At 73.1% G+C, this 23,799-nt stretch carries 19 protein-coding genes; 14 read left to right on the forward strand and 5 right to left on the reverse strand.

From position 1 onward, the window contains the following. Window positions 1-31 precede the first annotated feature (31 nt). Window positions 32-652 carry a helix-turn-helix domain-containing protein gene (locus AB0M29_RS24670; RefSeq protein WP_365386055.1) on the forward strand — a complete coding sequence of 207 codons (621 nt, stop codon included), beginning with the start codon at window positions 32-34 and terminating at the stop codon, window positions 650-652. Further along, the gene (locus tag AB0M29_RS24675; protein ID WP_365386057.1) at window positions 649-1,968 is read left to right on the forward strand and encodes an MFS transporter; all 1,320 of its coding nucleotides are present in this window, start codon (window positions 649-651) and stop codon (window positions 1,966-1,968) included. The genes AB0M29_RS24670 and AB0M29_RS24675 overlap by 4 nt, the downstream gene beginning before the upstream one ends. 4 nt (window positions 1,969-1,972) lie before the next feature. On the opposite strand, the gene AB0M29_RS24680 is transcribed toward AB0M29_RS24675, so the two are convergent. Then, the gene (locus AB0M29_RS24680; RefSeq protein WP_365386059.1) at window positions 1,973-2,212 is read right to left on the reverse strand and encodes a hypothetical protein; all 240 of its coding nucleotides are present in this window, start codon (window positions 2,210-2,212) and stop codon (window positions 1,973-1,975) included. A gap of 63 nt (window positions 2,213-2,275) precedes the next feature. Here AB0M29_RS24680 and holA point away from each other — a divergent pair, with 63 nt between their 5' ends. Beyond that, window positions 2,276-3,262, forward strand: a complete 987-nt coding sequence (gene holA / locus AB0M29_RS24685; protein ID WP_365386062.1) for a DNA polymerase III subunit delta — start codon at window positions 2,276-2,278, stop codon at window positions 3,260-3,262. Window positions 3,263-3,558: 296 nt separating this feature from the next. Here holA and AB0M29_RS24690 read toward each other — a convergent pair whose 3' ends face one another. Further along, window positions 3,559-4,410 carry a hypothetical protein gene (locus AB0M29_RS24690; protein ID WP_365386065.1) on the reverse strand — a complete coding sequence of 284 codons (852 nt, stop codon included), beginning with the start codon at window positions 4,408-4,410 and terminating at the stop codon, window positions 3,559-3,561. A 192-nt stretch (window positions 4,411-4,602) separates the two neighbouring features. Beyond that, window positions 4,603-4,869: a 30S ribosomal protein S20 gene (rpsT, locus tag AB0M29_RS24695; protein ID WP_365386066.1), complete on the reverse strand. Its 267-nt coding sequence runs from the start codon at window positions 4,867-4,869 to the stop codon at window positions 4,603-4,605. A gap of 222 nt (window positions 4,870-5,091) precedes the next feature. On the opposite strand from rpsT, the gene lepA reads away from it, so the two are divergent. The 4 genes from lepA to hemW all read left to right on the forward strand — a co-directional run bounded on the left by lepA (window position 5,092) and on the right by hemW (window position 12,777). Beyond that, the gene (gene lepA / locus AB0M29_RS24700) at window positions 5,092-6,963 is read left to right on the forward strand and encodes a translation elongation factor 4 (protein ID WP_365386069.1); all 1,872 of its coding nucleotides are present in this window, start codon (window positions 5,092-5,094) and stop codon (window positions 6,961-6,963) included. A 310-nt stretch (window positions 6,964-7,273) separates the two neighbouring features. After that, window positions 7,274-9,157, forward strand: coding sequence for a long-chain fatty acid--CoA ligase (locus AB0M29_RS24705; protein ID WP_365386071.1), 1,884 nt, complete (start codon window positions 7,274-7,276; stop codon window positions 9,155-9,157). A 272-nt stretch (window positions 9,158-9,429) separates the two neighbouring features. Then, on the forward strand, window positions 9,430-11,238 hold the full coding sequence (locus AB0M29_RS24710; protein WP_365386179.1) for an ATP-binding SpoIIE family protein phosphatase: 1,809 nt from the start codon (window positions 9,430-9,432) through the stop codon (window positions 11,236-11,238). Window positions 11,239-11,544: 306 nt separating this feature from the next. Further along, window positions 11,545-12,777: a radical SAM family heme chaperone HemW gene (hemW, locus tag AB0M29_RS24715; RefSeq protein ID WP_365386074.1), complete on the forward strand. Its 1,233-nt coding sequence runs from the start codon at window positions 11,545-11,547 to the stop codon at window positions 12,775-12,777. Between the two features lie 78 nt (window positions 12,778-12,855). Here the strand turns inward: hemW and AB0M29_RS24720 are convergent, their stop codons facing one another. Together AB0M29_RS24720 and AB0M29_RS24725 are read right to left on the reverse strand one after the other, a co-directional pair. Beyond that, window positions 12,856-13,680, reverse strand: coding sequence for a DUF3097 domain-containing protein (locus tag AB0M29_RS24720; protein ID WP_365386076.1), 825 nt, complete (start codon window positions 13,678-13,680; stop codon window positions 12,856-12,858). A 10-nt stretch (window positions 13,681-13,690) separates the two neighbouring features. Beyond that, window positions 13,691-14,425 (reverse strand): MBL fold metallo-hydrolase, encoded by a 735-nt coding sequence (locus tag AB0M29_RS24725; protein ID WP_365386182.1) that lies wholly within the window; start codon window positions 14,423-14,425, stop codon window positions 13,691-13,693. Between the two features lie 182 nt (window positions 14,426-14,607). On the opposite strand from AB0M29_RS24725, the gene hrcA reads away from it, so the two are divergent. The 7 genes from hrcA (at window position 14,608) to AB0M29_RS24760 (ending at window position 23,799) form a co-directional block, all read left to right on the forward strand. After that, a complete protein-coding gene (hrcA, locus tag AB0M29_RS24730; RefSeq protein ID WP_365386079.1) occupies window positions 14,608-15,618 on the forward strand; it encodes a heat-inducible transcriptional repressor HrcA in 1,011 nt (336 codons plus the stop codon). Continuing rightward, on the forward strand, window positions 15,619-16,752 hold the full coding sequence (dnaJ, locus tag AB0M29_RS24735) for a molecular chaperone DnaJ (protein ID WP_365386081.1): 1,134 nt from the start codon (window positions 15,619-15,621) through the stop codon (window positions 16,750-16,752). Window positions 16,753-16,906: 154 nt separating this feature from the next. After that, window positions 16,907-17,971: a nitronate monooxygenase gene (locus tag AB0M29_RS24740; protein WP_365386083.1), complete on the forward strand. Its 1,065-nt coding sequence runs from the start codon at window positions 16,907-16,909 to the stop codon at window positions 17,969-17,971. Then, window positions 17,968-18,711: a 16S rRNA (uracil(1498)-N(3))-methyltransferase gene (locus AB0M29_RS24745; RefSeq protein WP_365386086.1), complete on the forward strand. Its 744-nt coding sequence runs from the start codon at window positions 17,968-17,970 to the stop codon at window positions 18,709-18,711. Before AB0M29_RS24740 ends, AB0M29_RS24745 begins: the two co-directional genes overlap by 4 nt. 89 nt (window positions 18,712-18,800) lie before the next feature. Beyond that, entirely contained in the window at window positions 18,801-19,178 is a 378-nt protein-coding gene (locus tag AB0M29_RS24750; RefSeq protein ID WP_365386089.1) for a hypothetical protein, read from the forward strand. A 22-nt stretch (window positions 19,179-19,200) separates the two neighbouring features. Continuing rightward, the gene (locus tag AB0M29_RS24755) at window positions 19,201-22,533 is read left to right on the forward strand and encodes a PDZ domain-containing protein (protein ID WP_365386091.1); all 3,333 of its coding nucleotides are present in this window, start codon (window positions 19,201-19,203) and stop codon (window positions 22,531-22,533) included. A gap of 63 nt (window positions 22,534-22,596) precedes the next feature. Continuing rightward, window positions 22,597-23,799, forward strand: coding sequence for a hypothetical protein (locus tag AB0M29_RS24760; protein ID WP_365386094.1), 1,203 nt, complete (start codon window positions 22,597-22,599; stop codon window positions 23,797-23,799).

Raw genomic sequence — 23,799 nt, forward strand, 5'->3', positions numbered from 1 at the left:
AAGACTCCTTTAGAAAGTTAGCTTGATATGTATGCCGGACAAGCCCAGGGACCACCAGGTACACCTCACCGACCCGCGCGCCCTGCGGGCGTACGCCCATCCGACCCGGATGACCCTGGTCGGCCTGCTCCGCCGCGAGGGCCCCTTCACCGCCACCCGCGCGGCCGAGCTGACGGGCGAGTCCGTCGCGAGCTGCTCGTACCACCTGCGGATACTCGCCAAGTACGGCCTGGTGGAGGAGGCGGCTCCCGGGGGTCCGGGGAGGGAGAAGCCATGGCGGGCCACCGCCGAGTCCACGGACTGGCCGAACTACTCCGACGACCCCGCGGTCGCCGCCGCGGCGGAGGCGCTGACGGCCGCCGTCGCGGAGAACCACCTGCACCGCATGACGCGTGCGCTGGAAACCCGCAGCGCCCTGCCGCGGGAGTGGCAGGAGGCCGAGCGCTTCACCGACACGACCCTCTACCTCACGCCGGAGGAGCTGGTCGGTCTCGGCGAGCGGCTCGACGCCCTGATCGCCGAGTACACCGACCGCACCGCCGATCCGGCCCTGCGCCCCGAGGACGCCCGCCGCGTGTCGTATCTGCAAGTCGCCTACGCCGCGCCCGAGGCTCCGGAGGACAGCCGCCGCGGCCCGGGGGAGCGGTCATGAGCGCCACCGCCACGCGGGCACTGGCCGCCCGGGTGCCGGCGCTGCTGCACGAACGGCCGTTCCGCCGCTACTGGAGCGGCCAGAGCGTGTCGCTGCTCGGGGACCAGATCACCTTCCTGGCCATCCCGCTCGCCGCCGTGCTCGTGCTGCACGCCGACGCCGCCCAGATGGGCTGGCTCTCCACGGCAGGGCTGCTGCCCGCGCTGCTCTTCTCGCTCCCCGCGGGCGCCTGGGCCGACCGGCGGGGCCGCCGCAGGCAGGTCATGATCACCGCCGACCTGGCCCGCGCCGCGCTGATCGCGTCGCTGCCCGTCGCCTATGCCCTCGACGCGCTCACCCTCGGCCAGCTCTACGCGGTCGCCTTCGCCGTCGGCGTCTTCAGCGTGCTCTTCGACGTCTGCAACGCGACCCTGTTCGTGACGCTGCTCCGCCCCGACCAGTACGTACAGGGCAACACCCTGATCAACGGCACCCGGGCCTTCTCCTTCGTGGCAGGGCCCAGCGCGGGCGGACTGCTCGTACAGGTGCTGGCCGCGCCGTTGGCACTGCTCGCCGACGCCGTGTCCTTCGTGGCCTCCGCCGCGTTCCTGGCGCGGATCGCGCCCGCGGAACCGCCACCCGCGCCACCGCGCAAGGGCCATCTCACCGCCGGGCTGCGCTTCATCGGCCGCTCCCGGATCCTGCGCACCCTGCTCGCCGGAGCGGCGACGGTGAACTTCTTCAACTTCGTCTTCCACTCCCTCGTGGTGCTCTACGCGGTCGACGAACTCGGCCTGGACGCGGGCACGCTGGGCCTGGTGATCGGCGCGGGCGCGGTCGGCGGCCTGATCGGCGCCCTGCTCACCGGCCGGATCATCCGGGCCATCGGGATCGGCCCGGCGGTCACCCTCGGGTACTTCTTCTTCCCGGCCCCGCTGGTACTGATACCGCTGGCGGGCGGCCCGACACCGCTGGTGCTCGCGACCTTCTTCTGCGCCGAGTTCGTCTCCGGGATCGGGTTGATGCTGCTGGACATCGGCAGCGGCTCGCTGCAGGCCGCCGTCATACCCGACGCGCTGCGCTCCCGGGTCAGCGGCGCCTTCCGTACGGTCAACTACGGGATGCGCCCGCTCGGCGCCGTGACCGGCGGTGTCCTGGGCAGCTCGATCGGCCTGCGGCCGACCCTGTGGATCGCCACCGTCGGCGGCGTCCTGAGCGTGCTGTGGCTGCTGCCCTCACCCGTGCCGCGGCTGCGCGAACTCCCCGCGGAGGAGGCGGAGCCCACGGACTCGGCAGCGGTGCGCGCGGAAGCGGCGGCGCCGTCCCGGACGGTGTAGGCGGCTACTCCAGCCAGCCCTCGAACTCGGCGGCCAGGGCGTCCAGCGCGGCCGGGTCCAGCCCGGCGGTGGAGTCCTCGACGACGACCAGCCACTGCGCGTCCTCGGCGTCGTCCTCACCGGCGAGGGCGTCCCGTACGAGATGGGGCTCCTCGCGCAGGGCAAAGCGCGTGGTCAGAAGCTCGGCGACCTCCTCCGCGGCGTCGCGGTCGGGCAGTACCAGGACATGGCGTACGTCGTTCACCGAGACAGTGTCCCCGACGGCGGCGGACGGCGGTGTCCTACCCCCGTGGGATGCTGGACCCCGATGGCCAGGAAGACAGCTCAAGACGACCCGCTCGCTCCACTCACCCTCGCGGTGGGCCAGGAGGACCTGCTGCTCGACCGCGCCGTGCGCGAGGTGGTGACGGCCGCCCGCGCCGCCGACGCGGACACCGATGTGCGGGACCTCACCCCGGACGCGCTGCAGCCGGGCACGCTCGCGGAGTTGACCAGCCCGTCGCTCTTCTCCGAGCGCAAGGTCGTCGTGGTGCGCAACGCACAGGATCTGTCGGCGGACACCGTCAAGGACGTCAAGGCGTATCTGGCGGCGCCCGTCGAGGAGATCACCCTGGTGCTGCTGCACGCCGGCGCGGCCAAGGGGAAGCCGCTGCTGGACGCGGCGCGCAAGGCGGGGGCCCGTGAGGTGGCCTGCCCGAAGATGACCAAGCCGGCCGACCGGCTGGCGTTCGTACGCGGTGAGTTCCGTACTCTCGGGCGTTCGGCCACGCCCGAGGCGACGCAGGCGCTGGTCGACGCGATCGGCAGCGACCTGCGGGAGTTGGCCAGCGCCGCCGCGCAGCTCACCGCCGATGTCGAGGGCACCATCGATGTGGCCGTCGTGGCCCGCTACTACACCGGCCGGGCCGAGGCCACCGGCTTCGAGGTCGCCGACCTCGCGGTCACCGGGCGTACAGCCGAGGCGCTGGAGCGGTTGCGCTGGGCGCTGTCCGTGGGCCAGCCGCTGCCGGGCATCACCTTCGCGCTGGCCTCCGGGGTCCGCGCGATCGGCAAACTCGCGTCCGCCCCGCGCGGAGCCAATCCCGGGCAGCTCGCCCGGGATCTCGGCATGCCGCCGTGGAAGATTGATCGAGTGCGGCAGCAGATGCGTGGGTGGACCGCGGACGGGGTTTCCGTCGCCCTGCGTGCCGTCGCCGAGGCGGATGCCGCCGTCAAGGGCGGCGCTGCGGATCCTGCGTATGCGCTGGAGAAGGCTGTCGTCACCATCGCCCAGGCGAGCCGCCTCCGCGCCTGACGGCGCCCCACACGTCCCCGGGCCACCCCGGAAGTGCCCCGAAGGGGCGCGAGGAACTGCGCGACCAGCCACAGCGGCGGGGTGTTCGGGGACGGCCCCGAGCGGCTGTCTCCGACGGCGGTGGAAGAGTGCCCCGGGGCTTCCGCCCCAAAGGGGGCGCTGGTGTCGTCGCCGGATCGTCCGGCAGTGGTGGGTTGCTCGCGCAGTTCCCCGCGCCCCTTCGGGGCACTCCGTCCGCGGCCGGACGCGAACCCCGCCCCGGAGGGGCCACTCCCCGCGCCCCTTCGGGGCTCGGCCTACTTCCGTAGCTTCGGGAGGGTTGCCCTCGTGGCCGTTTCTACCCAGGTGGTGGCGTCGGAGAGGGAGGCGACTGTGGTGGTGGAGGAGGAGTTGAGGGAGCTGGCGTAGGCGCTCCAGCTCATGGAGAAGGTGGCCCAGCCGTCGCGGACGGCGAGGGTGACCTCGCGGTCGCCGGACTGGGTGCCGTCGGAGAGGGAGGTGACGGTGTCCTGGGTGACGAGGTAGGCCTCGTCGCCGAAGCCGGTCACCGGCTTGACCTGGTACTTGGAGTCGGAGCCGCGGTACTTGTAGCTCTGCCAGAGATCGGCGAACTCGGCGGACGGGTCGGTCTTCTTGTGCAGGTCGAGTTCGAGGGAGAGATAGGCGTCGGAGTAGGTGGAGCCGTCCTTCTTCAGGCTCTCCGAGCAGTAGCTCTGGGTCAGCGCGTCACCCTTGGTGCCGTACTTGGTCGGGGAGTCGTCCGGCTTCGGGTACTGGCTGGTGAAGGCGGACAGGTCGGAGGCCGCGCACAGGTCGCTCTTGGAGGTGTAGCCGCGCAGATCGGCCTTGCCCGCGTCCTTGTGGAGCAGCAGCACCCCGCCGCCCCACAGCCCCGACGCCACCACGGCGCCGACCACGGCCCACAGCACGGCCTTCCCGGCCCCGCCGCCGCGTCCCGCTCCCGAAGGCGCCACCTGACCGTAGGGACCGGGCTGCGCACCGTAAGGAGCTGGCTGCGCACCGTAAGCACTCGGCTGGGCCGGCTGCGCGTACGGATTGTGCTGTGCGGGCACGGGCGCACCGTACCCGCCGGCCGGCGGCGGGTTCTGGTACGGGGAGGCGCTCGGCTGGTCCGGAGGCGTCGACATGGCGCGAGAATAGGCGAACAGCACACTGCCCGCCCGGGATTCCCGGGCGGGCAGTTAGCGAATCGTTGCACCACACCCGCGTGGCGAACGCGGCCGAATGCGGTGCGGTGATCGGAATGCCGGTCCGGGCGGTAGAGGGGCCGCTGGTTCCGGTTGCCGGCAGTGCGCTGCGCGGACGCAGCGCCAGGGGGATCAGCCCTGCAGAGCGGAGACCGAGTGAGAGATGGCCGACTTCTTGTTGGCCGCCTGGTTCTTGTGGATGACGCCCTTGCTGACCGCCTTGTCGAGCTTCTTGGTGGCGAGACGAGCGGCCTCGGCGGCCTTCTCGGCGTCACCGGCGGCGACGGCCTCGCGGGTGCGACGGATCGCGGTCTTCAGCTCGGACTTGACGGCCTTGTTGCGCAGGCGCGCCTTCTCGTTGGTCTTGTTCCGCTTGATCTGGGACTTGATGTTCGCCACGAAAGAGCCTTCTCAGGTTCGTTGGTACTTGCGGGTTGTGCGGGTGAGTACCGCGCACTGCGCCTCGGGTAGAGGGCACGAGGCACAGTGCTCCAGGCTACCAGCCGTCCAGGTGGCGGCCCAAACCGGTGGGAGTCCGCCAGTCATGGGACCATGGACCCCACGTCTACGTATCGATCCGACCAGCAGAGGCGCCGAGCGTCTCAAGAAAATGGACCCTGCGTGCCCGCGACCCCTTCCCACGTGCCGGAGCCGAGCCGTACCGACCCGGCGCTGCTCCGTAACTTCTGCATCATCGCCCACATCGACCACGGCAAGTCGACGCTCGCCGACCGGATGCTGCAGCTCACCGGCGTCGTCGACTCGCGGCAGATGCGTGCCCAGTACCTCGACCGGATGGACATCGAGCGGGAGCGGGGCATCACGATCAAGTCGCAGGCCGTCCGGCTGCCCTGGGCGCCGACGACCGGCGAGGGCGCGGGCAGCACGCACATCCTGAACATGATCGACACCCCCGGCCACGTCGACTTCACCTATGAGGTGTCGCGTTCGCTGGCCGCCTGCGAGGGCACGATCCTGCTGGTGGACGCCGCGCAGGGCATCGAGGCGCAGACCCTCGCCAACCTCTACCTGGCGATGGAGAACGACCTCACCATCGTCCCCGTGCTCAACAAGATCGACCTGCCGGCCGCACAGCCGGAGAAGTTCGCCGAGGAGCTGGCCAACCTCATCGGCTGCGACCCCTCCGACGTGCTGCGGGTCTCGGCCAAGACCGGCGTCGGCGTGGACGCGCTGCTCGACCGGGTGGTCAGGGACGTACCGGCCCCGGTCGGTGTGGCCGACGCCCCCGCCCGCGCGATGATCTTCGACTCGGTCTACGACTCGTACCGCGGCGTCGTCACCTACGTCAGGGTCATCGACGGCCAGCTCAACAAGCGCGAGCGGATCCGGATGATGTCCACCGGGGCCACGCACGAGCTGCTGGAGATCGGCGTCTCGTCGCCCGAGATGACTCCGGCCGACGGCCTGGGGGTCGGCGAGGTCGGCTATCTGATCACGGGTGTGAAGGACGTCCGCCAGTCCAAGGTCGGTGACACCATCACCACCTTGAACAAGGGCGCGACCGAGGCGCTGGGCGGCTACAAGGACCCCAAGCCGATGGTCTTCTCCGGCCTTTACCCGCTGGACGGCTCGGACTACCCGGAGCTGCGCGAGGCGCTGGACAAGCTGCAGCTCAACGACGCCGCGCTGGTCTACGAGCCGGAGACCTCGGCCGCGCTCGGCTTCGGCTTCCGCGTCGGCTTCCTGGGCCTGCTGCACCTGGACGTGATCCGCGAGCGGCTGGAGCGCGAGTTCGGCCTCGACCTGATCGCCACCGCGCCGAACGTGGTCTACCGGGTGGTGATGGAGGACCGCTCCGAGCACATCGTGACCAACCCGAGCGAGTTCCCCGAGGGCAAGATCGACAAGGTCTTCGAGCCGGTGGTACGGGCCACCGTCCTGGCGCCCACCGAGTTCATCGGCGCGATCATGGAGCTCTGCCAGAACCGGCGCGGCTCCCTGCTGGGCATGGACTACCTGTCCGAGGACCGGGTCGAGATCCGCTACACCCTGCCGCTGGCGGAGATCGTCTTCGACTTCTTCGACCAGCTCAAGTCCAAGACCCGCGGCTACGCCTCGCTGGACTACGAGCCCACCGGCGAGCAGAGCGCCGACCTGGTCAAGGTCGACATCCTGCTGCACGGCGACAAGGTGGACGCGTTCTCCGCGATCACCCACAAGGAGAAGGCGTACGCCTACGGTGTCCGGCTGGTCGCCAAGCTGCGCGAGCTGATCCCGCGGCAGAACTTCGAGGTGCCCATCCAGGCCGCCATCGGCGCCCGGGTGATCGCCCGTGAGACGGTCCGCGCCATCCGCAAGGACGTCCTCGCCAAGTGCTACGGCGGCGACATCTCCCGTAAGCGCAAGCTGCTGGAGAAGCAGAAGGAGGGCAAGAAGCGGATGAAGATGGTCGGCAACGTGGAGGTGCCGCAGGAGGCATTCATCGCGGTGCTGTCCACCGACTCCGACGGCGACTCCAAGGCCCGCAAGTAGCACGTTCCGCGGATACGACGGCCCGTGGCGCACCGGCGCCACGGGCCTCTCGCGTCCCCGCGGCGGGCCCCGTCCGTCCCACGCCACGCCGCTTCCGTCCCAGGTCGCACCACGTGTACCGCAGCCGCGCCCGCCAGTGGGTTCCGCCAGGTGCGGGACTTGTGGAGGACGCGTGTACGTGGCAGCTACCTGCTTGGTCACGGTTGCAACCGGCGGCCCATACCCTCTTACGCGCCGGACGTCGGGCCTCTACCCTGATCCGACGTAGGTTACTGGTGAGTTAAGAACAGGCTCGGGCCCGGAGGTTGTCGTGACCGACACACAGACGTTGATCGAGAATCGGCCGCCCTCCGTGGCGACACTCTTCCTGGAGCGCGTGGCAGCGACCCCCGACGCGGAGGCGTACCGCTACCCGGTCCCGGCCGAGAGCGGCGAGGGCCCCGACGGCTGGAAGTCGCTCACCTGGGGCGAGTCCGCGGTCCGCGTCCACGCGATCGCCGCCGGGCTGATGGACCTCGGCATCCGCCCCGAGGAGCGGGTGGCGATCGCCTCCAACACCAGCGTCGACTGGATCCTGGCCGACCTGGGCGTCCTGTGCGCGGGCGCGGCCACCACCACCGTCTACCCCAGCACCAACGCCGACGAGACCGCGTTCATCCTGGCCGACTCCGGCAGCCGGGTGCTGATCGCCGAGAACGCCGCCCAGCTCGCCAAGGCCCGGGCGCGCCGCGCCGAGCTGCCCGAGCTGGCGCATGTCGTCGTCATGGAGGCCGCCGACGCCGCCGACACCGAGGGCGACGGCTGGGTGCTGTCGCTGGAGGAGCTGGAGAAGCGCGGCGCCGCCTACCTGGAGCGCCAGCCCTCGGCCGTCACCGACGCGGTGGCCGCGATCACCCGCGACCAGCTCGCCACCCTGATCTACACCTCCGGCACCACCGGCCGCCCCAAGGGCGTCCGCCTGCCGCACGACTGCTGGGCGTACATGGCACGCGCCATCGAGGGCGTCGGGCTGCTCGACGAGAACGACGTGCAGTACCTGTGGCTGCCGCTCGCCCACGTCTTCGGCAAGGTGCTGACCGCGGGCCACATCACCGTGGGCCATGTCACGGCGGTCGACGGCCGGGTCGACAAGATCATCGAGAACCTGCCGGTGGTGCAGCCGACGTACATGGCGGCCGTCCCGCGGATCTTCGAGAAGGTCTACAACGGTGTGGCGGCCAAGGCCCGCGCCGCCGGTGGTGCCAAGTACAAGATCTTCTCCTGGGCGGCGGACGTGGCCAGGGAGTACGCCAAGACCACCCAGAACAGCCTGCGCCTGACCGGCCGGGCGACCGCGCCGATGGGCTTGCGCAGCAAGCACGCGCTGGCCGACAAGCTCGTCTACTCCAAGATCCGCGAGGCGTTCGGCGGCAACCTGCGGGCCTGCGTCTCCGGCTCCGCCGCCCTCGCGCCCGACATCGGCTACTTCTTCGCCGGCGCCGGCATCCACATCCTGGAGGGCTACGGCCTCACCGAGTCCAGCGCCGCCAGCTTCGTCAACCCCGGCGAGTCGTACCGCACCGGCACCGTGGGCAAGGCGCTGCCCGGCCTGGAGGTGCGGATCGCGGACGACGGCGAGATCCTGCTGCGCGGCCCCGGCATCATGCAGGGCTACCACGGCCTGCCCGAGAAGACCGCCGAGGTGCTGGAGCCCGACGGCTGGTTCCACACCGGCGACATCGGCGAGCTGTCGCCCGACGGCTTCCTGAAGATCACCGACCGCAAGAAGGACCTGATCAAGACCTCCGGCGGCAAGTACATCGCGCCCGCCGAGGTCGAGGGCCAGTTCAAGGCGGTCTGCCCGTTCGTCAGCAACGTGCTGGTCGTCGGCGGCGGCCGCAACTTCTGTACGGCGCTGCTGGCCCTCGACGAGCCGACGCTGCTGACCTGGGCGCAGGAGCACGGCCTGGAGGGCCGCAGCTACGCCGAGATCGTCGCGACCGAGCAGGCCCGCGAGATGATCGACGGCTATGTGCAGCGGGTCAACGAAGGGCTGCAGCGCTGGCAGCAGATCAAGCAGTTCCGGCTGCTGCCGCGCGACCTCGACGTGGAGCACGGCGACCTCACCCCCAGCCTCAAGCTCAAGCGGCCGGTGGTCGAGCGCGAGTTCGCCGCGCTGATCGAGGAGATGTACGCGGGGTCGCGGGAAGCCTGACGGCACCGCGGCACGGGCGGCGGCCGGTCGTACGGCCGACCGCCGCCCGTGCGGAGCGGGGCCGGGCAGGGCGGGGCAGCGTAACCCCCGCGGCCCGGGCGCAGGGCGGACATCGGCAATCACGGCCCGGAACGGGCGACGCGCGGTCACCGTACGCACCTGAAACGTTTCCTTGTGCGACGGTGGACGGGTCGCCGCAACCACAGGAGCCGCCCGTGAGGCTCATCCCGTCCCGCCCCCGACCGGAGACGCCGCGCCCGGCGCCGGGCCGGATCCCCGCAGCGGGGGAGCCCCGCGAGCACACGGCAGGGACCAGCCTGCCGGGCAACCAGCTCGCCGCCGGTGCCGCCCGCCGCTTCCTGCGCGCCACACTCGCCGACTGGACCAGCCAGGGACTGCCGGAACCCGCCGGGTTCGCCGACCGGCTGGTCGACGACGGCACCCTGCTGGCCAGCGAACTCGTCACCAACGCGGTCGTCCACGCGGGCACCGCCGTCGACGTCCTGTGCCGCCTCGACCTGCGCGAGCAGCCCGCCGGTCTGGTCATCGAGGTGTCCGACCAGCACCCCTCGCGGGTGCTGCGCGGCGACGACCACCAGGGCTGCGACGGCCGGGAGGGCGGCCGCGGCCTGCAACTCGTCGCCGCGCTCTCCGACGCGTGGGGCATCACCTACCGGCGCGACCGCAAGACCGTCTGGTGCCGACTGGACCTCACCGGCTCCGACGACGAGCGGCCCGCGCCCCTGTCCGCCGCCGAGAGCGAGCGGGCGCTCCACCGGGACCTGCGGGCCGCCGAGATCCTCGCCCCCGCGCCGCCGAACGGCACCGGCCGCCGCGCCGAATCCGACTGGATCAACCGCGGCTCGCTGTCCTTCCTCGCCGAGGCGTCCGACCTGCTCGCGGGCCAGCTCGACGAGGACAACGTCGCCTCGCTGGCCACCCAGCTCCTGGTGCCGCGGCTGGCCGACTGGTGCGCGGTCTGGCTCTACCCGACCGACGGCCAGCCCCGGCTGTCGCGGGTCTGGCACAGCTCCGAGCACCGGATCGACGGCCTGCGCACCGTCCTGGAGAAGTCCCCGCCGCCGCAGACCCTGCTCTCCGGCGCCCAGTCGTGGCCCTGGCCCGTCACCGACGACACCTGGGACCACGGCGGCGCGCTCGCCGTGCCGCTGGTCACCGGCGGCCGCGCCCACGGCGCGCTGCTGCTCGGCCGCACCGGGCTGCTCGGTCTGCCCGACGAGGTGATCGGCCTGGTCGAGGACTTCGCCCGCCGGGTCGCGCTCGCGATCGGCACCGCACGGCAGTACGCCCGCCAGGCCATGATCAGTACGGTGCTGCAGCGCGGCCTGCTGCCGCCCGCCGCCGGACGCATCCCCGGGGTGGAGCACGCCGTCGTCTACGAGCCGATGGCCGGTGACTGGGTGGGCGGTGACTTCTACGACCTGTTCCCCGCCGGGGACGGCCGCTGGTGCTTCGCGCTCGGCGACGTCTGCGGCAGCGGCCCCGAGGCCGCCTCGCTGACCGGCATCGCCCGCCCCGTGCTGCGGCTGCTCGCCCGCGAGGGCTACGGCGTCTACGACGTCCTCGACCGCCTCAACAAGGCCCTCGCCGACGAGGCCGCCACCGCGCTGATCGGCGAGACCGCCGCCTGGGACGGCGGCCAGGCCCGCTTCCTGTCGCTGCTGTACGGCGAGATCCTGCCGTACGCCGCGGGCCACGGCGCCCGCTGCACGCTCGCCTCCGCGGGGCACCCGCTGCCGCTGATCCTCGGCCCCGACGGGCGGGTGCGGCCCGCCGCCTCCCCGCAGATGCTGCTGGGCATCGCCGACGACGCGCAGTACGCCAGCGAGTCCTTCGACCTCGCCCCCGGCGACACCCTGCTCTGCGTCACCGACGGCGTCACCGAGCGCCGCCGCGGCCACCGGCAGTTCGACGACGACGACGGACTCGCCGTCGTCCTCGGCGGCTGCACGGGCCTCGGCGCCGCGGGAGTCGCCGAACGCATCCGCCGCGCCGTCCACGACTACGACGTCGCCCCGCCCGACGACGACCTCGCCCTACTGGTCCTCCAGGCCCACTGACGCCCGCCCGCCCCACGGCGGGACGGGGCAGCGATCCGTGCGCCGGACCCACCCACAGACCCCCCGCCCGCCCCGCCGTCCGCCCGGCGCCCGGTGGGGCCGTTTGCCGGATCCGCCCGCCCGGTGCGCCCCGCCGAGCAGGCGCGGGGGAGGGCTTGGGGTGACGGATACACCCACCCGCCCCCGTCGTCCGCCCGTCGGCTGGCGGGTCCGTTGCCGGATGCGCGCACCCGGCGCGCGCCGCCCCGCCGGGCAGGCGGTTTCGGGGCGGGTGGGGGAGGGTTCCGGGTGACGGATACTGGGGGGATGCCTTCTGTACTGCCTGACGGTGAGCCCGTGCCCGCGGACGGGGTGCTGCCCGCGCACGCGCTGGACGGGGCCGATGGGCGGCCGCTCGGCTTCTACCTGCACGTGCCGTACTGCGCGACGCGCTGCGGCTACTGCGACTTCAACACCTACACCGCGACCGAGCTGCGCGGCTCGGGCGGCGCTCTGGCCTCCCGGGAGAACTACGCCGACGTGCTCGTCGACGAGATCCGGCTGGCCAGGAAGGTGCTCGGCGACGACCCGCGGCAGGTCGAGACGGTCTTCGTCGGCGGCGGCACCCCGACACTGCTGGCGGCCGCCGACCTGGGGCGGGCGCTGGCCGCCATCCGCGAGGAGTTCGGGCTCGCGCCCGGCGCCGAGGTCACCACCGAGGCCAACCCCGAGTCCGTCGACCCCCGGTACCTGGCCGAACTGCGCGCGGGCGGCTTCAACCGGGTTTCCTTCGGCATGCAGAGCGCCCGGCAGCACGTCCTGAAGGTGCTGGACCGCACCCATACCCCGGGGCGCCCCGAGGCATGCGTCGCCGAGGCCCGCGCGGCCGGGTTCGACCACGTCAACCTCGACCTGATCTACGGGACCCCCGGCGAGTCCGACGACGACTGGCGGGCCTCGCTCGACGCGGCGAGCGGCGCGGGGCCCGACCATGTGTCGGCCTACGCGCTGATCGTCGAGGAGGGCACGCAGCTCGCCCGGCGGATCCGGCGCGGCGAGGTGCCGATGACCGACGACGACGTGCACGCCGACCGCTACCTCATCGCCGACGAGCGGCTCGCCGCGGCGGGCTTCGACTGGTACGAGGTCTCCAACTGGGCCACCACCGACGCCGGGCGCTGCCGCCACAACGAGCTGTACTGGACCGGCGCCGACTGGTGGGGCGCGGGCCCCGGCGCCCACAGCCACGTCGGCGGCGTGCGGTGGTGGAACGTCAAGCACCCCGGGGCGTACGCCCAGGCACTGGCCGAGGGCCGCAGCCCGGGGGCGGGCCGGGAGATCCTCACCGCGGAGGACCGCCGCGTCGAGCGCATCCTGCTGGAACTGCGCCTGTCCGGCGGCTGCCCGCTGTCGCTCCTCGCGGCGGACGGCACGGCCGCCGCCGCCCGCGCCGTAACGGACGGGCTCCTGGAGCCCGCCCCTTACGCGGACGGCCGCGCCGTCCTCACCCTGCGGGGACGGCTGCTGGCCGACGCCGTCGTGCGCGACCTGGTCGACTGAGCGGGCCGTACCCACCCGCCCACCAGCCCGTGGCCCGGCCCCGTCGGCGGCTGCCGCTCCCCGCGGTCGCCCCGGCCGCTACGGCGCGGTGACGAAGTCGATCAGCTCCTCCACCCGGCCCAGGAGCTCCGGCTGCAGGTCCTTGTAGGTGTGGACCGACGCCAGGATGCGCTGCCACGCCTCGCCGGTGCTCATGTGCCAGCCGAGAGCCTCGCAGACGCCCGTCTTCCAGTCCTGGCCCCTGGGGACGCGCGGCCAGGCGCGGATGCCGACGGAGGCGGGCTTCACGGCCTCCCAGACGTCGATGTACGGGTGGCCGACCACGAGCACGTCGGAGCCGGTGACGGAGGCGGCGATACGGGACTCCTTGGAACCCGGCACCAGGTGGTCGACGAGGACGCCGAGCCGGGCGTCGGGGCCGGGCGAGAAGGTGTCCACGATGGCGGGCAGGTCGTCGACGCCCTCCAGATACTCCACGACGACGCCCTCGACCCGCAGGTCGTGGCCCCAGACCCGCTCCACGAGCTCGGCGTCGTGACGGCCCTCCACGTAGATCCGCCCGGCGCGGGCGACGCGCGCCTTGGCGCCGGTGACGGCGATGGAGCCGGAGGCCGACAGCAGCGGGCCGCGGGGGGACGGCGGCCCGGGCCGCACCAGGGTGACGGTTTCGCCGTCGATGAGGAAGCCGCCCGGCGTCATCGGGAAGACCCGGTGTTTGCCGAACCTGTCCTCCAGAGTGACGGTGAAGCCCTCGGCGGTCCGCTCGCACCGCACGACGGCCCCGCAGAACCCCGTCGCGGCCTCCTCGACCACCAGATCGGTCTCCGCGGCCACCTCGGGCGCGGCGGCGCCCTTCTTCTTCCAGGGCGGGGTCAGGTCGGCGTCGTAGTTCCTGCTGCGCATGGGGGAAATCCTAGGGAGCGGCGTCGAAGCGGGCGGCGAGGGCGTCGCGCTGGGCGCGCAGGAAGCGGGCGTCGACCACCGCGCCGTGGCCGGGGACGTAGCGCCCGGTCTCGCCGCCCAGGGCGAGCAGCGCGTCCAGGGTGGCGGGCCAGCGCTCGGGGACGGCGTCGTCCCCGGCCTGCGGCTCGCCCGACTCCTCCACCAGGTCGCCGCAGAACACCACCGTCGGGTCGCTCGCGGTGGCGCCCGGCACCACCACGACCAGGTCGTGGTCGGTGTGCCCGGCGCCGGGGTGCACCAGGCGGACCCGGCGGTCGCCGCCGAGGTCGAGCGGGTACTCGCCGTCCACGCCGTGCCCCGGCACGACCAGCGCGTCCGCGGCGGCCGCCGCCTCGTCCGGGTCGGTGTCCAGCGCGACGGCCGACGCGCGCAGCGCGTCCCGCTCCCGGTGCAGATAGCCCGCGAGCGACGCCTGCCCGTACACCTCGGCGCCCGGGAAGGCGGCCGTGCCGAAGACATGGTCGAAATGGCCGTGCGTCAGGACGACATGGGTGACGGGACGGCCGGTCAGCGCCTCGACCTGCTCCCGCAGCTCGGCGCCCTCGCGCAGCGTCGACCCGGTGTCCACCAGCAGGACGCCGACCTCACCGACCACCAGGCCGATGGTCACATCGAGGTAGGGCAGTCTTCGCCGAGCGACGCCGGGAGCCAGTTGCTCCCACACCGACTCGCCCGTGCTCTCCACAGAATCCACGAGGGCGACCGTATCGCCGCGCCCGCCGAATCGCGCGCCTAACGATCGGCTTGCGGTGCCCTTGTGGAGCCCTTGCTACCGCGCCGTACACTTGCTGCGGGGAAGCTGGCACTCGAAATGGCGGAGTGCCAGGCAGACGGATACCGGCGAAGCCCTACGGCTGGAGGTGCGCGATGCTGAGCGAACGCAGGCTCGAAGTGCTGCGTGCCATCGTCCAGGACTATGTCGGCACCGAGGAGCCGGTCGGCTCCAAGGCGCTGACCGAGCGGCACCGGCTGGGCGTATCGCCCGCCACGGTCCGCAACGACATGGCGGTTCTGGAGGACGAGGGGTACATCGCCCAGCCGCACACCAGCGCGGGCCGTATCCCCACCGACAAGGGCTACCGGCTCTTCGTCGACAAACTCGCGGGAGTGAAACCGCTCTCGGCCGCCGAGCGCCGCGCGATCCAGAACTTCCTGGACAGCGCGGTCGACCTCGACGACGTGGTGGCCCGTACGGTACGGCTGCTCGCGCAGCTCACCCGGCAGGTCGCGGTCGTGCAGTACCCGTCGCTGACCCGGTCCTCGGTGCGGCACGTGGAGCTGCTGGCGCTGGCGCCCGCCCGGATCATGCTGGTGCTGATCACCGACACCGGACGGGTGGAGCAGCGGCTGGTCGACTGCCCCGTGCCGGTCGGCGAGACGGTGCTCGCGGATCTGCGGGCCCGGCTGAACAGCCGGGTCGTCGGCCGCCGCTTCGCCGACGTGCCGCCGCTGGTGCAGGACCTGCCGGAGAGCTTCGACCCCGACGACCGCGCCGCGGTCTCGATCGTGCTGGCCACCTTGCTGGAGACGCTGGTCGAGGAGACCGAGGAGCGGATCATGCTCGGCGGCGCGGCGAACCTGACCCGGTTCAACCATGACTTCCCGCTGACGATCCGGCCCGTCCTCGAGGCGCTGGAGGAGCAGATGGTGCTGCTCAAGCTGCTCGGCGAGGACTCGGGGATGACGGTTCGCATCGGCCATGAGAATTTTCACGAGGGCCTGAACTCCACCTCCGTGGTGGCGGTCGGCTACGGTTCGGGCGACGAGGCAGTCGCCAAACTCGGCGTGGTCGGACCGACCCGCATGGACTACCCCGGAACGATGGGAGCGGTACGCGCAGTGGCACGTTACGTCGGACAGATCCTGGCGGAGTCGTAAGTGGCCACGGACTACTACGCCGTACTCGGCGTGCGCCGCGACGCAGGCCCGGACGAGATCAAGAAGGCTTTCCGCCGACTCGCCCGCGAGCTGCACCCGGACGTCAATCCGGACCCGAAGACGCAGGAGCGGTTCAAGGAGATCAACGCCGCCTACGAGGTGCTCTCCGACCCGCAGAAGAAGCAGGTCTACGACCTCGGCGGTGATCCGCTGTCGGCCGCCGGTGGCGGCGGCGCGGGCGGCTTCGGGGCCGGCTTCGGCAACTTCAGCGACATCATGGACGCCTTCTTCGGGCAGTCGCAGCAGCGCGGGCCGCGCTCGCGCACCCGGCGGGGCCAGGACGCGATGATCCGGCTGGAGATCGAGCTGGACGAGGCCGCGTTCGGCACGACCAAGGACATCCAGGTCGACACCGCGGTCACCTGCGGCACGTGCAGCGGTGAGGGCGCGGCGCCGGGGACGTCGGCGCAGACCTGTGACATGTGCCGCGGCCGCGGCGAGGTCTCGCAGGTCACCCGCTCCTTCCTCGGCCAGGTCATGACGTCCCGGCCGTGCCCGCAGTGCCAGGGCTTCGGCACCGTGGTGCCGACCCCGTGCCCGGAGTGCGCGGGCGACGGGCGGGTGCGGTCCCGCCGTACGCTGACCGTCAAGATCCCGGCGGGCGTCGACAACGGCACCCGGATCCAGCTCGCGGGCGAGGGCGAGGTCGGCCCCGGCGGCGGGCCGGCCGGCGACCTGTACGTGGAGATCCGCGAGGTGCCGCACCCGACGTTCCAGCGGCGCGGCGACGACCTGCACTGCACGGTCACCATCCCGATGACGGCGGCAGCGCTGGGCACCAAGTGCCCGCTGGAGACGCTCGACGGGCTGGAGGAGATCGACATCAGGCCCGGCACCCAGTCCGGCCAGTCGATCCCGCTGCACCAGCGCGGCATCACCCACCTGCGCGGCGGCGGCCGCGGCGACCTCGTCGTCCACGTCGAGGTCGTCACCCCCAACAAGCTCGACGCCGACCAGGAAGACCTCATCCGGCGCCTGGCCAAACTCCGCGGCGAAGAACGCCCCACCGGCCAGTTCGCCCCCGGCCAGCAGGGCCTCTTCTCCCGCCTGAAGGACGCCTTCAACGGCCGCTAGGGGAAGGGGGCCGCAAGGCCCCTTTCTTCCCGCCCCCCCGCGGCGCGTCCCGGCGGTGCCGGGCCCGCCGCAGGGGCCTGGTGCTACCGCCGGTAGGGGCCGCGGGGGTCAGGGTGCCGCGCCGGACGGCGAAGCCGCGTGGGACGATGACGGCATGTCCGCGTTGACCGACCTGTCGTCGTTCTCGACGTATCCGATCATCCAGGCGCCGATGGCCGGTGGTGCGTCCAACCCGCAGTTGGCGTCCGCCGTGGGCGCGGCCGGGGGCCTGGGGTTCCTGGCCGCGGGGTACAAGACGCCCGAGGCGCTGTACGAGGAGATCCGGCAGGTCCGGCACCTCAGCTCGCACCCGTTCGGGGTGAACCTGTTCGTGCCGCAGGCGCCGACCGCCGACCCGTCGGCGGTCGCGGTCTACGCGGAGCAGCTCGCGGGCGAGGCCGCCTGGTACGGGACGCCGCTGGGTGACCCGGAGGCGGGCACGGACGACGCCTGGGACGCGAAGATCTCCCTGCTGCTGGAGGACCCGGTGCCGATGGTGAGCTTCACCTTCGGCTGCCCCGACCGCGCGGTGATCGAGGCGTTCGCGAAGGCCGGCACGTACACCGTGGTGACCGTCACCTCGCCGTCCGAGGCGCTCGCCGCGCAGTGGGCGGGCGCCGACGCGGTGTGCGTCCAGGGCGTGGAGGCCGGCGGCCACCAGGGCACGCACCGCGACGACCCGCAGCTGGACTGCGCGGGCATCGGCCTGCTCGCCCTGATCCCGCAGGTACGCGAGACGGTCACGCTGCCGGTGATCGCCGCCGGCGGGCTGATGCGCGGCGGCCAGATCGCCGCGGTGCTGGCCGCCGGGGCCGACGCGGCCCAACTCGGCACCGCCTTCCTGGTCTGCCCGGAGTCCGGCGCGAGCCCCCTGCACAAGCGGGCCGTCACCGACCCCGTCTACGCCCGCACCGAGCTGACCCGCGCCTTCTCCGGGCGGCCCGCCCGCGGCCTGCTCAACCGCTTCGTCCGCGAGCACGGCCCGTACGCCCCGCCCGGCTACCCGCAGATCCACCACCTGACATCCGCCCTGCGCAAGGCCGCCGCCGCGGCGGGCGACCCGCAGGGCATGGCGCTGTGGGCGGGCCAGGGCCACCGGCTGGCCCGCGACGTCTCCGCCGGGCGCCTGGTCGAACTGCTCGTCGAGGAGATCGAGGCGGCCCGGGAGGTGCTCGCGTGACCGCCCCGGTGTTCCTGGTCGCCCCCGAGGCGCTGGACGGCGATCCGGCCCGTATCACCGTCACCGGACCCGAGGGCCGCCACGCGGTCTCCGTGCGGCGCCTGGAGCCCGGCGAGGACATCGTGCTCACCGACGGCACCGGGCGCGGTGCGTACGGTGTCGTCGCCGCCGTCTCCGGCAAGGACGTGCTCGACGTGGACGTACGGGAGGTGCGCGCCGAACCCGAGCCCGGGGTGCGGATCACCGTCGTCCAGGCGCTGCCCAAGGGCGACCGCGGCGAGCTGGCGGTGGAGACCATGACGGAGGTCGGCGTCGACGCCGTCGTGCCCTGGGCGGCGGCCCGCTGCGTCACCCAGTGGCGGGGCGACCGCGGCGCCAAGTCGCTGGCCAAGTGGCGGGCGACGGCCCGCGAGGCGGCCAAGCAGGCGCGGCGGCTGCGATTCCCCTCGGTGGCCGAGCTGATGACGACCCGTCAGGTGGCGGCGCTGCTCGCCGAGGCCGACTTCGCGGGCGTCCTGCACGAGGAGGGCTCCAGCGCGCTGGCCGCCGCCCCGCTGCCCGCCTCCGGGTCCGTGGTGCTGGTGGTCGGCCCCGAAGGCGGCGTCGCTCCCGAGGAACTCGCCGCCTTCGCCGCCGCCGGCGCGCCCCCGTACCGCCTCGGCCCCACCGTGCTGCGCACCTCCACCGCGGGTGTCGCCGCGGGCGCGCTGCTGCTCGGCCGTACCTCCCGCTGGAGCTGAGCGTCACCCCTTCCCCCGCGCATCCCGTAAGGGACAAGTCCGTCGTCGGGGGGATTTACGGCGGCGGCCGACAGGCGGACCGTGGAGGGATGGGACGGGCAAGGAAGTTGAAGTGGGGAGCCGGGTTACTCATCGCGGTGGCCGCCACGCTGGCGACCGCGGGCTGTGATCCCGCGAACGGTCTCGGAGCGAGCGCGGTGTCGGCCACCACCGACCAGTTGGCGACGCAAGCGCTCAAGAACGACAAGGTCCATGTGGCCTGGCTGTCGTGCAGCGCCACGACGGGCAAGACCGAGGACAAGGTCACCTGCCTCGGCCAGACCGACGACAAGCAGAAGATCACGGTGAAGGGCAGCGTGACCCAGCAGCTGGACCAGAAGTGCGTGAAGGGCCATCTCACCGCGGTGGTCGGCAAGAAGACCGTCTGGGACGTCCGGGGCCTGGGAAACTGCTCGGCGAAGAGTTGATCGTGGTGGTTAGGGTGGCGGAGTGACGGACCGCTCGCGCCAGGCGCACCCCTCGTATCTGCGACACCCCCACCCGCACGGGGAGTTGATCGCCTTCGCCGCTGAGGACGACGTGTGGGTGGCGCCGTTGGACGGCGGCAGGGCATGGCGGGTCAGCGCCGACAACATGCCGGTGGGCCGCCCCCGGGTGTCGCCCGACGGCGAGTCGGTGGCCTGGACGTCCACCCGGGACGGCGCTCCGGAGGTGCATGTGGCGCCGCTGGAGGGCGGGGCGTCGCAGCGCCTGACGTACTGGGGCGACATCCGCACCGCTGTGCGCGGCTGGACGCCCGACGGCGCCCTGGTGGCGGTGACCGCCCACGGCCAGGCGTCCTCGCGCCGCACCTGGGCCCGCGAGGTGCCGCTCGACGGCGGCCCCGCGCGCACGCTGCCGTACGGCCCGGTCGGCGACCTGGCGTACGGCCCGGACGGCGCGGTGCTGCTCCAGTCGGTCACCATGGGCCGCGAGGCCGCGTACTGGAAGCGGTACCGCGGCGGCACCGCGGGCAAGCTGTGGATCGACCCGGCCGGTGACGGCGGTTTCCGGCGAGTGCACGCCGATCTCGCCGGGAACATCGAGTGCCCGATGTGGGTGGGGGAGCGGATCGCCTTCCTCTCCGACCACGAGGGCACCGGCGCGCTGTACTCCAGCCTGCCCGACGGCGGCGACCTGCGGCGGCACAGCCCGCTCGGACGGCCCGGCGCGGGCGCCGGTTTCTACGCCCGCCACGCGGCCACCGACGGCGTACGCGTCGCCTACGCGGCGGGCGGCCGGCTGTACCTGGTGGACGCGCTCGACACCGGCACCGACCCGGACGCCGCGTCGCGCCCGCTGGAGGTGGTGCTCGGCGGGCAGCGCACCGACCTCCGGCCGCACCCCGTACGCGCCGCGCACCACCTGGGCGACGCGCGCCCCGACCACACCGGCCGCGGCAGCGCGGTCGAGGTCCGCGGCACCACGCACTGGGTGACGCACCGCGGCGGCCCGGCGCGGGCGCTGGCCGCCGAGCCGGGAGTACGGACCCGGCTGCCGCGGGTGTTCGGCCAGGGCGGCGCCGACGGGGAGCAGCAGGTCGTGTGGGTCACCGACGCCGACGGCGAGGACGCCCTGGAGGTCGCCCCCGCCACCGGCACCACGTCCGGCACCACCTCCGGCGGCGCGCCGCGCAGGCTCGCCGCGGGCCGCCTCGGCCGGGTGCTGGAGCTGGAGGTGTCGCCCGACGGGCACCGGATCGCCGTCGCCTCGCACGACGGCCGGGTGCTGCTGGTGGAGACCCAGACCGGCGAGGTCCGCGAGGTGGCCGCGGGTGACGGCGGCGACGCCTCGGGGCTGACCTTCTCCCCGGACTCCGCGTGGCTGGCCTGGTCGCACCCCGGCCCCGGCGACCTGCGGCAGCTCAAGCTCGCGGCGACCGCGGACCTCGCGGTGACCGACGCGACCCCGCTGCGGTTCAACGACTTCGCGCCCGCCTTCACCGCCGACGGCCGCCATCTGGCGTTCCTGTCCGAGCGGGCCTTCGACCCGGTCTACGACGCGCATGTCTTCGACCTGTCCTTCCCCAACGCCTGCCGCCCGTACCTGATCACACTGGCGGCCACCACACCGTCGCCGTTCGGCCCGCAGCGGCACGGCCGCCCCTACGACGCGGCGGACGACGACGCCGACAACGCGGCGGACGAGCCGGAGGGGACGGCCAAGGCGAAGGAAGGCGGCGACAAGGACGACCGGCCGCGTACTCCCGCGACCCGCGTGGACCCCGAGGGCCTGGCCGACCGCATCGTGCCGTTCCCCGTGGAGGCGGGCCGCTACTCATCGCTGCGGGCGGCCAAGGGCGGGGTGCTCTGGCTGCGCCACCCGCTGGTCGGCGTCCTCGGCGCGGGCCTGGCCACCCCCGAGGCGCAGCCGCCCGGCTCGGTGCTGGAGCGCTACGACCTGGGGCAGCTGCGTATCGAGGACATCGCCGACGACGTCGACGGCTTCGCGGTGACCGGCGACGGCAACCGGGTACTGGTCACCAGCGGTTCCCGGCTGCGGGTGGTGCCCGCCGACAGCAAGTCCGACGGCGACGACGACGCGGGCGGCTCGGTGACCGTCGACCTGTCACGGGTGCGGGTGACGGTCAGGCCGCAGGACGAGTGGCGGCAGATGTTCGCCGAGACGCACCGCCTGATGCGCGACAACTTCTGGCGCGCCGACATGGGCGGCGTCGACTGGGACGCGGTGGCCACCGCCTACCGGCCGCTGCTCGACCAGGTCGCCACCCACGACGACCTGGTGGACCTGCTGTGGGAGCTGCACGGCGAGCTGGGCACCAGCCACGCCTATGTGGTGCCGCCCGGCGGCTTCCGCGACCCGCTGCACCGGCAGGGACTGCTCGGCGCGGACATCTCCCGTACCGAGGACGGGAGCTGGCGGATCGACCGGGTGCTGCCCGGTGAGTCCTCCGACCCGCACGCCCGCTCGCCGCTGGCCGCGCCGGGCGTGGCGGTACGCGCGGGGGACGTCCTGCTGGCGGTCGACGGCCACCCCGTCGACCCGGTGGCCGGTCCGGGACCGCTGCTGGTCGGCACCGCGGGCAAGCCGGTGGAGCTGGCCGTGGCGCCCGCGGCGGGCGGCCCCGTACGGCACGTGGTGGCCGTACCGCTGGCCGACGAGGAGCCGCTGCGCTACCACGACTGGGTGGCGGGCCGCCGCGCTCATGTGCACCAGGCGTCCGGCGGCAGGCTCGGCTATCTGCACGTGCCGGACATGGTCAGCAGCGGCTGGGCGCAGCTCCACCGCGACCTGCGCGTCGAGGTCGCCCGCGACGGCCTGGTGGTCGACGTACGGGAGAACCGCGGCGGCCACACCTCGCAGCTCGTGGTGGAGAAGCTGGCCCGCCGCGTCGTCGGCTGGGACCTGCCGCGCGGTGCCCACCCGATCAGTTACCCGCAGGACGCGCCGCGCGGGCCGGTGGTCGCGGTCGCCAACGAGTTCTCCGGCTCCGACGGCGACATCGTCAACGCGGCGATCAAGGCGCTCGGCATCGGCCCTGTCGTCGGCACCCGCACCTGGGGCGGCGTGATCGGCATCGACAGCCGCTACCACCTCGTGGACGGCACCGGCGTCACCCAGCCCAAGTACGCCTTCTGGCTGGAGGGCGTCGGCTGGGACGTCGAGAACCACGGCGTGGACCCGGACATCGAGGTCGTCCACGCCCCCCAGGACTGGGCCGCGGGCCGCGACCCGCAACTCGACACCGCGATCGCGCTGGCCCTCGCCGCCCTGGAGAGCACCCCGCCGAAGTCCCCGCCGACCCTGCCCGAGGTGCCCTAGCGGCGGGCCGCCCGCGCCGGGCACTGTGGGGTGGCAGTGTCCGGGTTCCGGGGGGAGACCGTCGTGCGGGTGCGGAGCAACTACGTCTACGTGGACGCCATCAAGTGGCGGGGCGACGCGAACTACCGGCAGGTCTGCGACTTCGTGGGTGTCACGGACCGGCCGGAGGTGGCGGACCGCAAGGGGATCTACCTCCCGGGGAGGGACGAGCGGCGGGCCGTGCCGGGTGACTGGGTCATCAGTCACTACATGGTGGGCGGCGACTGCATCGCCCTGGACGGGAGGGGCTTCGCACGCCACTACGACCAGCGGGGCGTCTCCGCCGCGGGCCTCGCGGACCAGCCCTTCCGGCGGGAGGGCGTGTCCCGTTACCGCAGCAGGCCGAACACCGTCGAGGCGCTGCACTGGTCGGGCGACGCCGCGTTCGGTGCAGTCTGCGAGCTGGTCGGCGCCGACGCCGCGACGGCCGACCGCGACACGCTCGCCCTGCCGCGCCATGAGTGGGAGGACGAGGACGCGAAGATCTCCTCCGTCCGGCCCGGCATGTGGGTGCTGCGCTGGGACTACGGCGGGTGCATGGCAGTCAACTCCGCCTGGCTGCTGGACCACTACGCCCCGGAGGACCCCGCCGAGCGCCTCGTCCCCGGAGTCGAGCGCTACCGCGAGCGGACCGAGGGATCGTACGCGCGGGCCATCTACTGGAGCGGCCCGGCCAACTACACCGCGGTGTGCGACTTCCTGGGTGTCGCCCCCCAGGCGGCGCCCGAGGACCAGGGTGTGCTGCGGCCCCCGTCCAGGTACACCGCACGTGACGCCTTCCCCGGCTCCTGGTTCGTCTGTGAGGAGGGCACGGAGGAGTTCCTGGCAGAGAACTGGAACGGCTTCATGGAGCACCGCTACGACATGGTGATCCCCCAGAGCGGCGGACCGCTGGGCCACCCCGCACTCTGGCAGCGCCCGCAGCGCTTCCGTCAGAAGCCCCGGAGCGTCCTGGCGCTGCTGTGGCGCGGACGCGAGAACCTCGCCGAGGTGTCTGCCTTCATCGGCCGCCCCCTCGACGCCGGGGACGACCCCAAGACCCTCCATCTCCCCGGCCGCGACGAGCTCGCCGTCACCCCCGGGTTGTGGATCATCCTCAGTGCCTCCTCCTACAGCAGCCTGTCCGACGAGAACTTCCGCGCCCGCTATGAGCCCGACGACGCCCCGGACGACCCCCGGGACGCCTGGGGCGCGGCGGAGGCTGACACCCCGCGGGGCCGCTGGTAG

Origin of the sequence: Streptomyces sp. NPDC051976, assembly GCF_040680795.1 — a bacterium.
Lineage (GTDB): Bacteria > Actinomycetota > Actinomycetes > Streptomycetales > Streptomycetaceae > Actinacidiphila.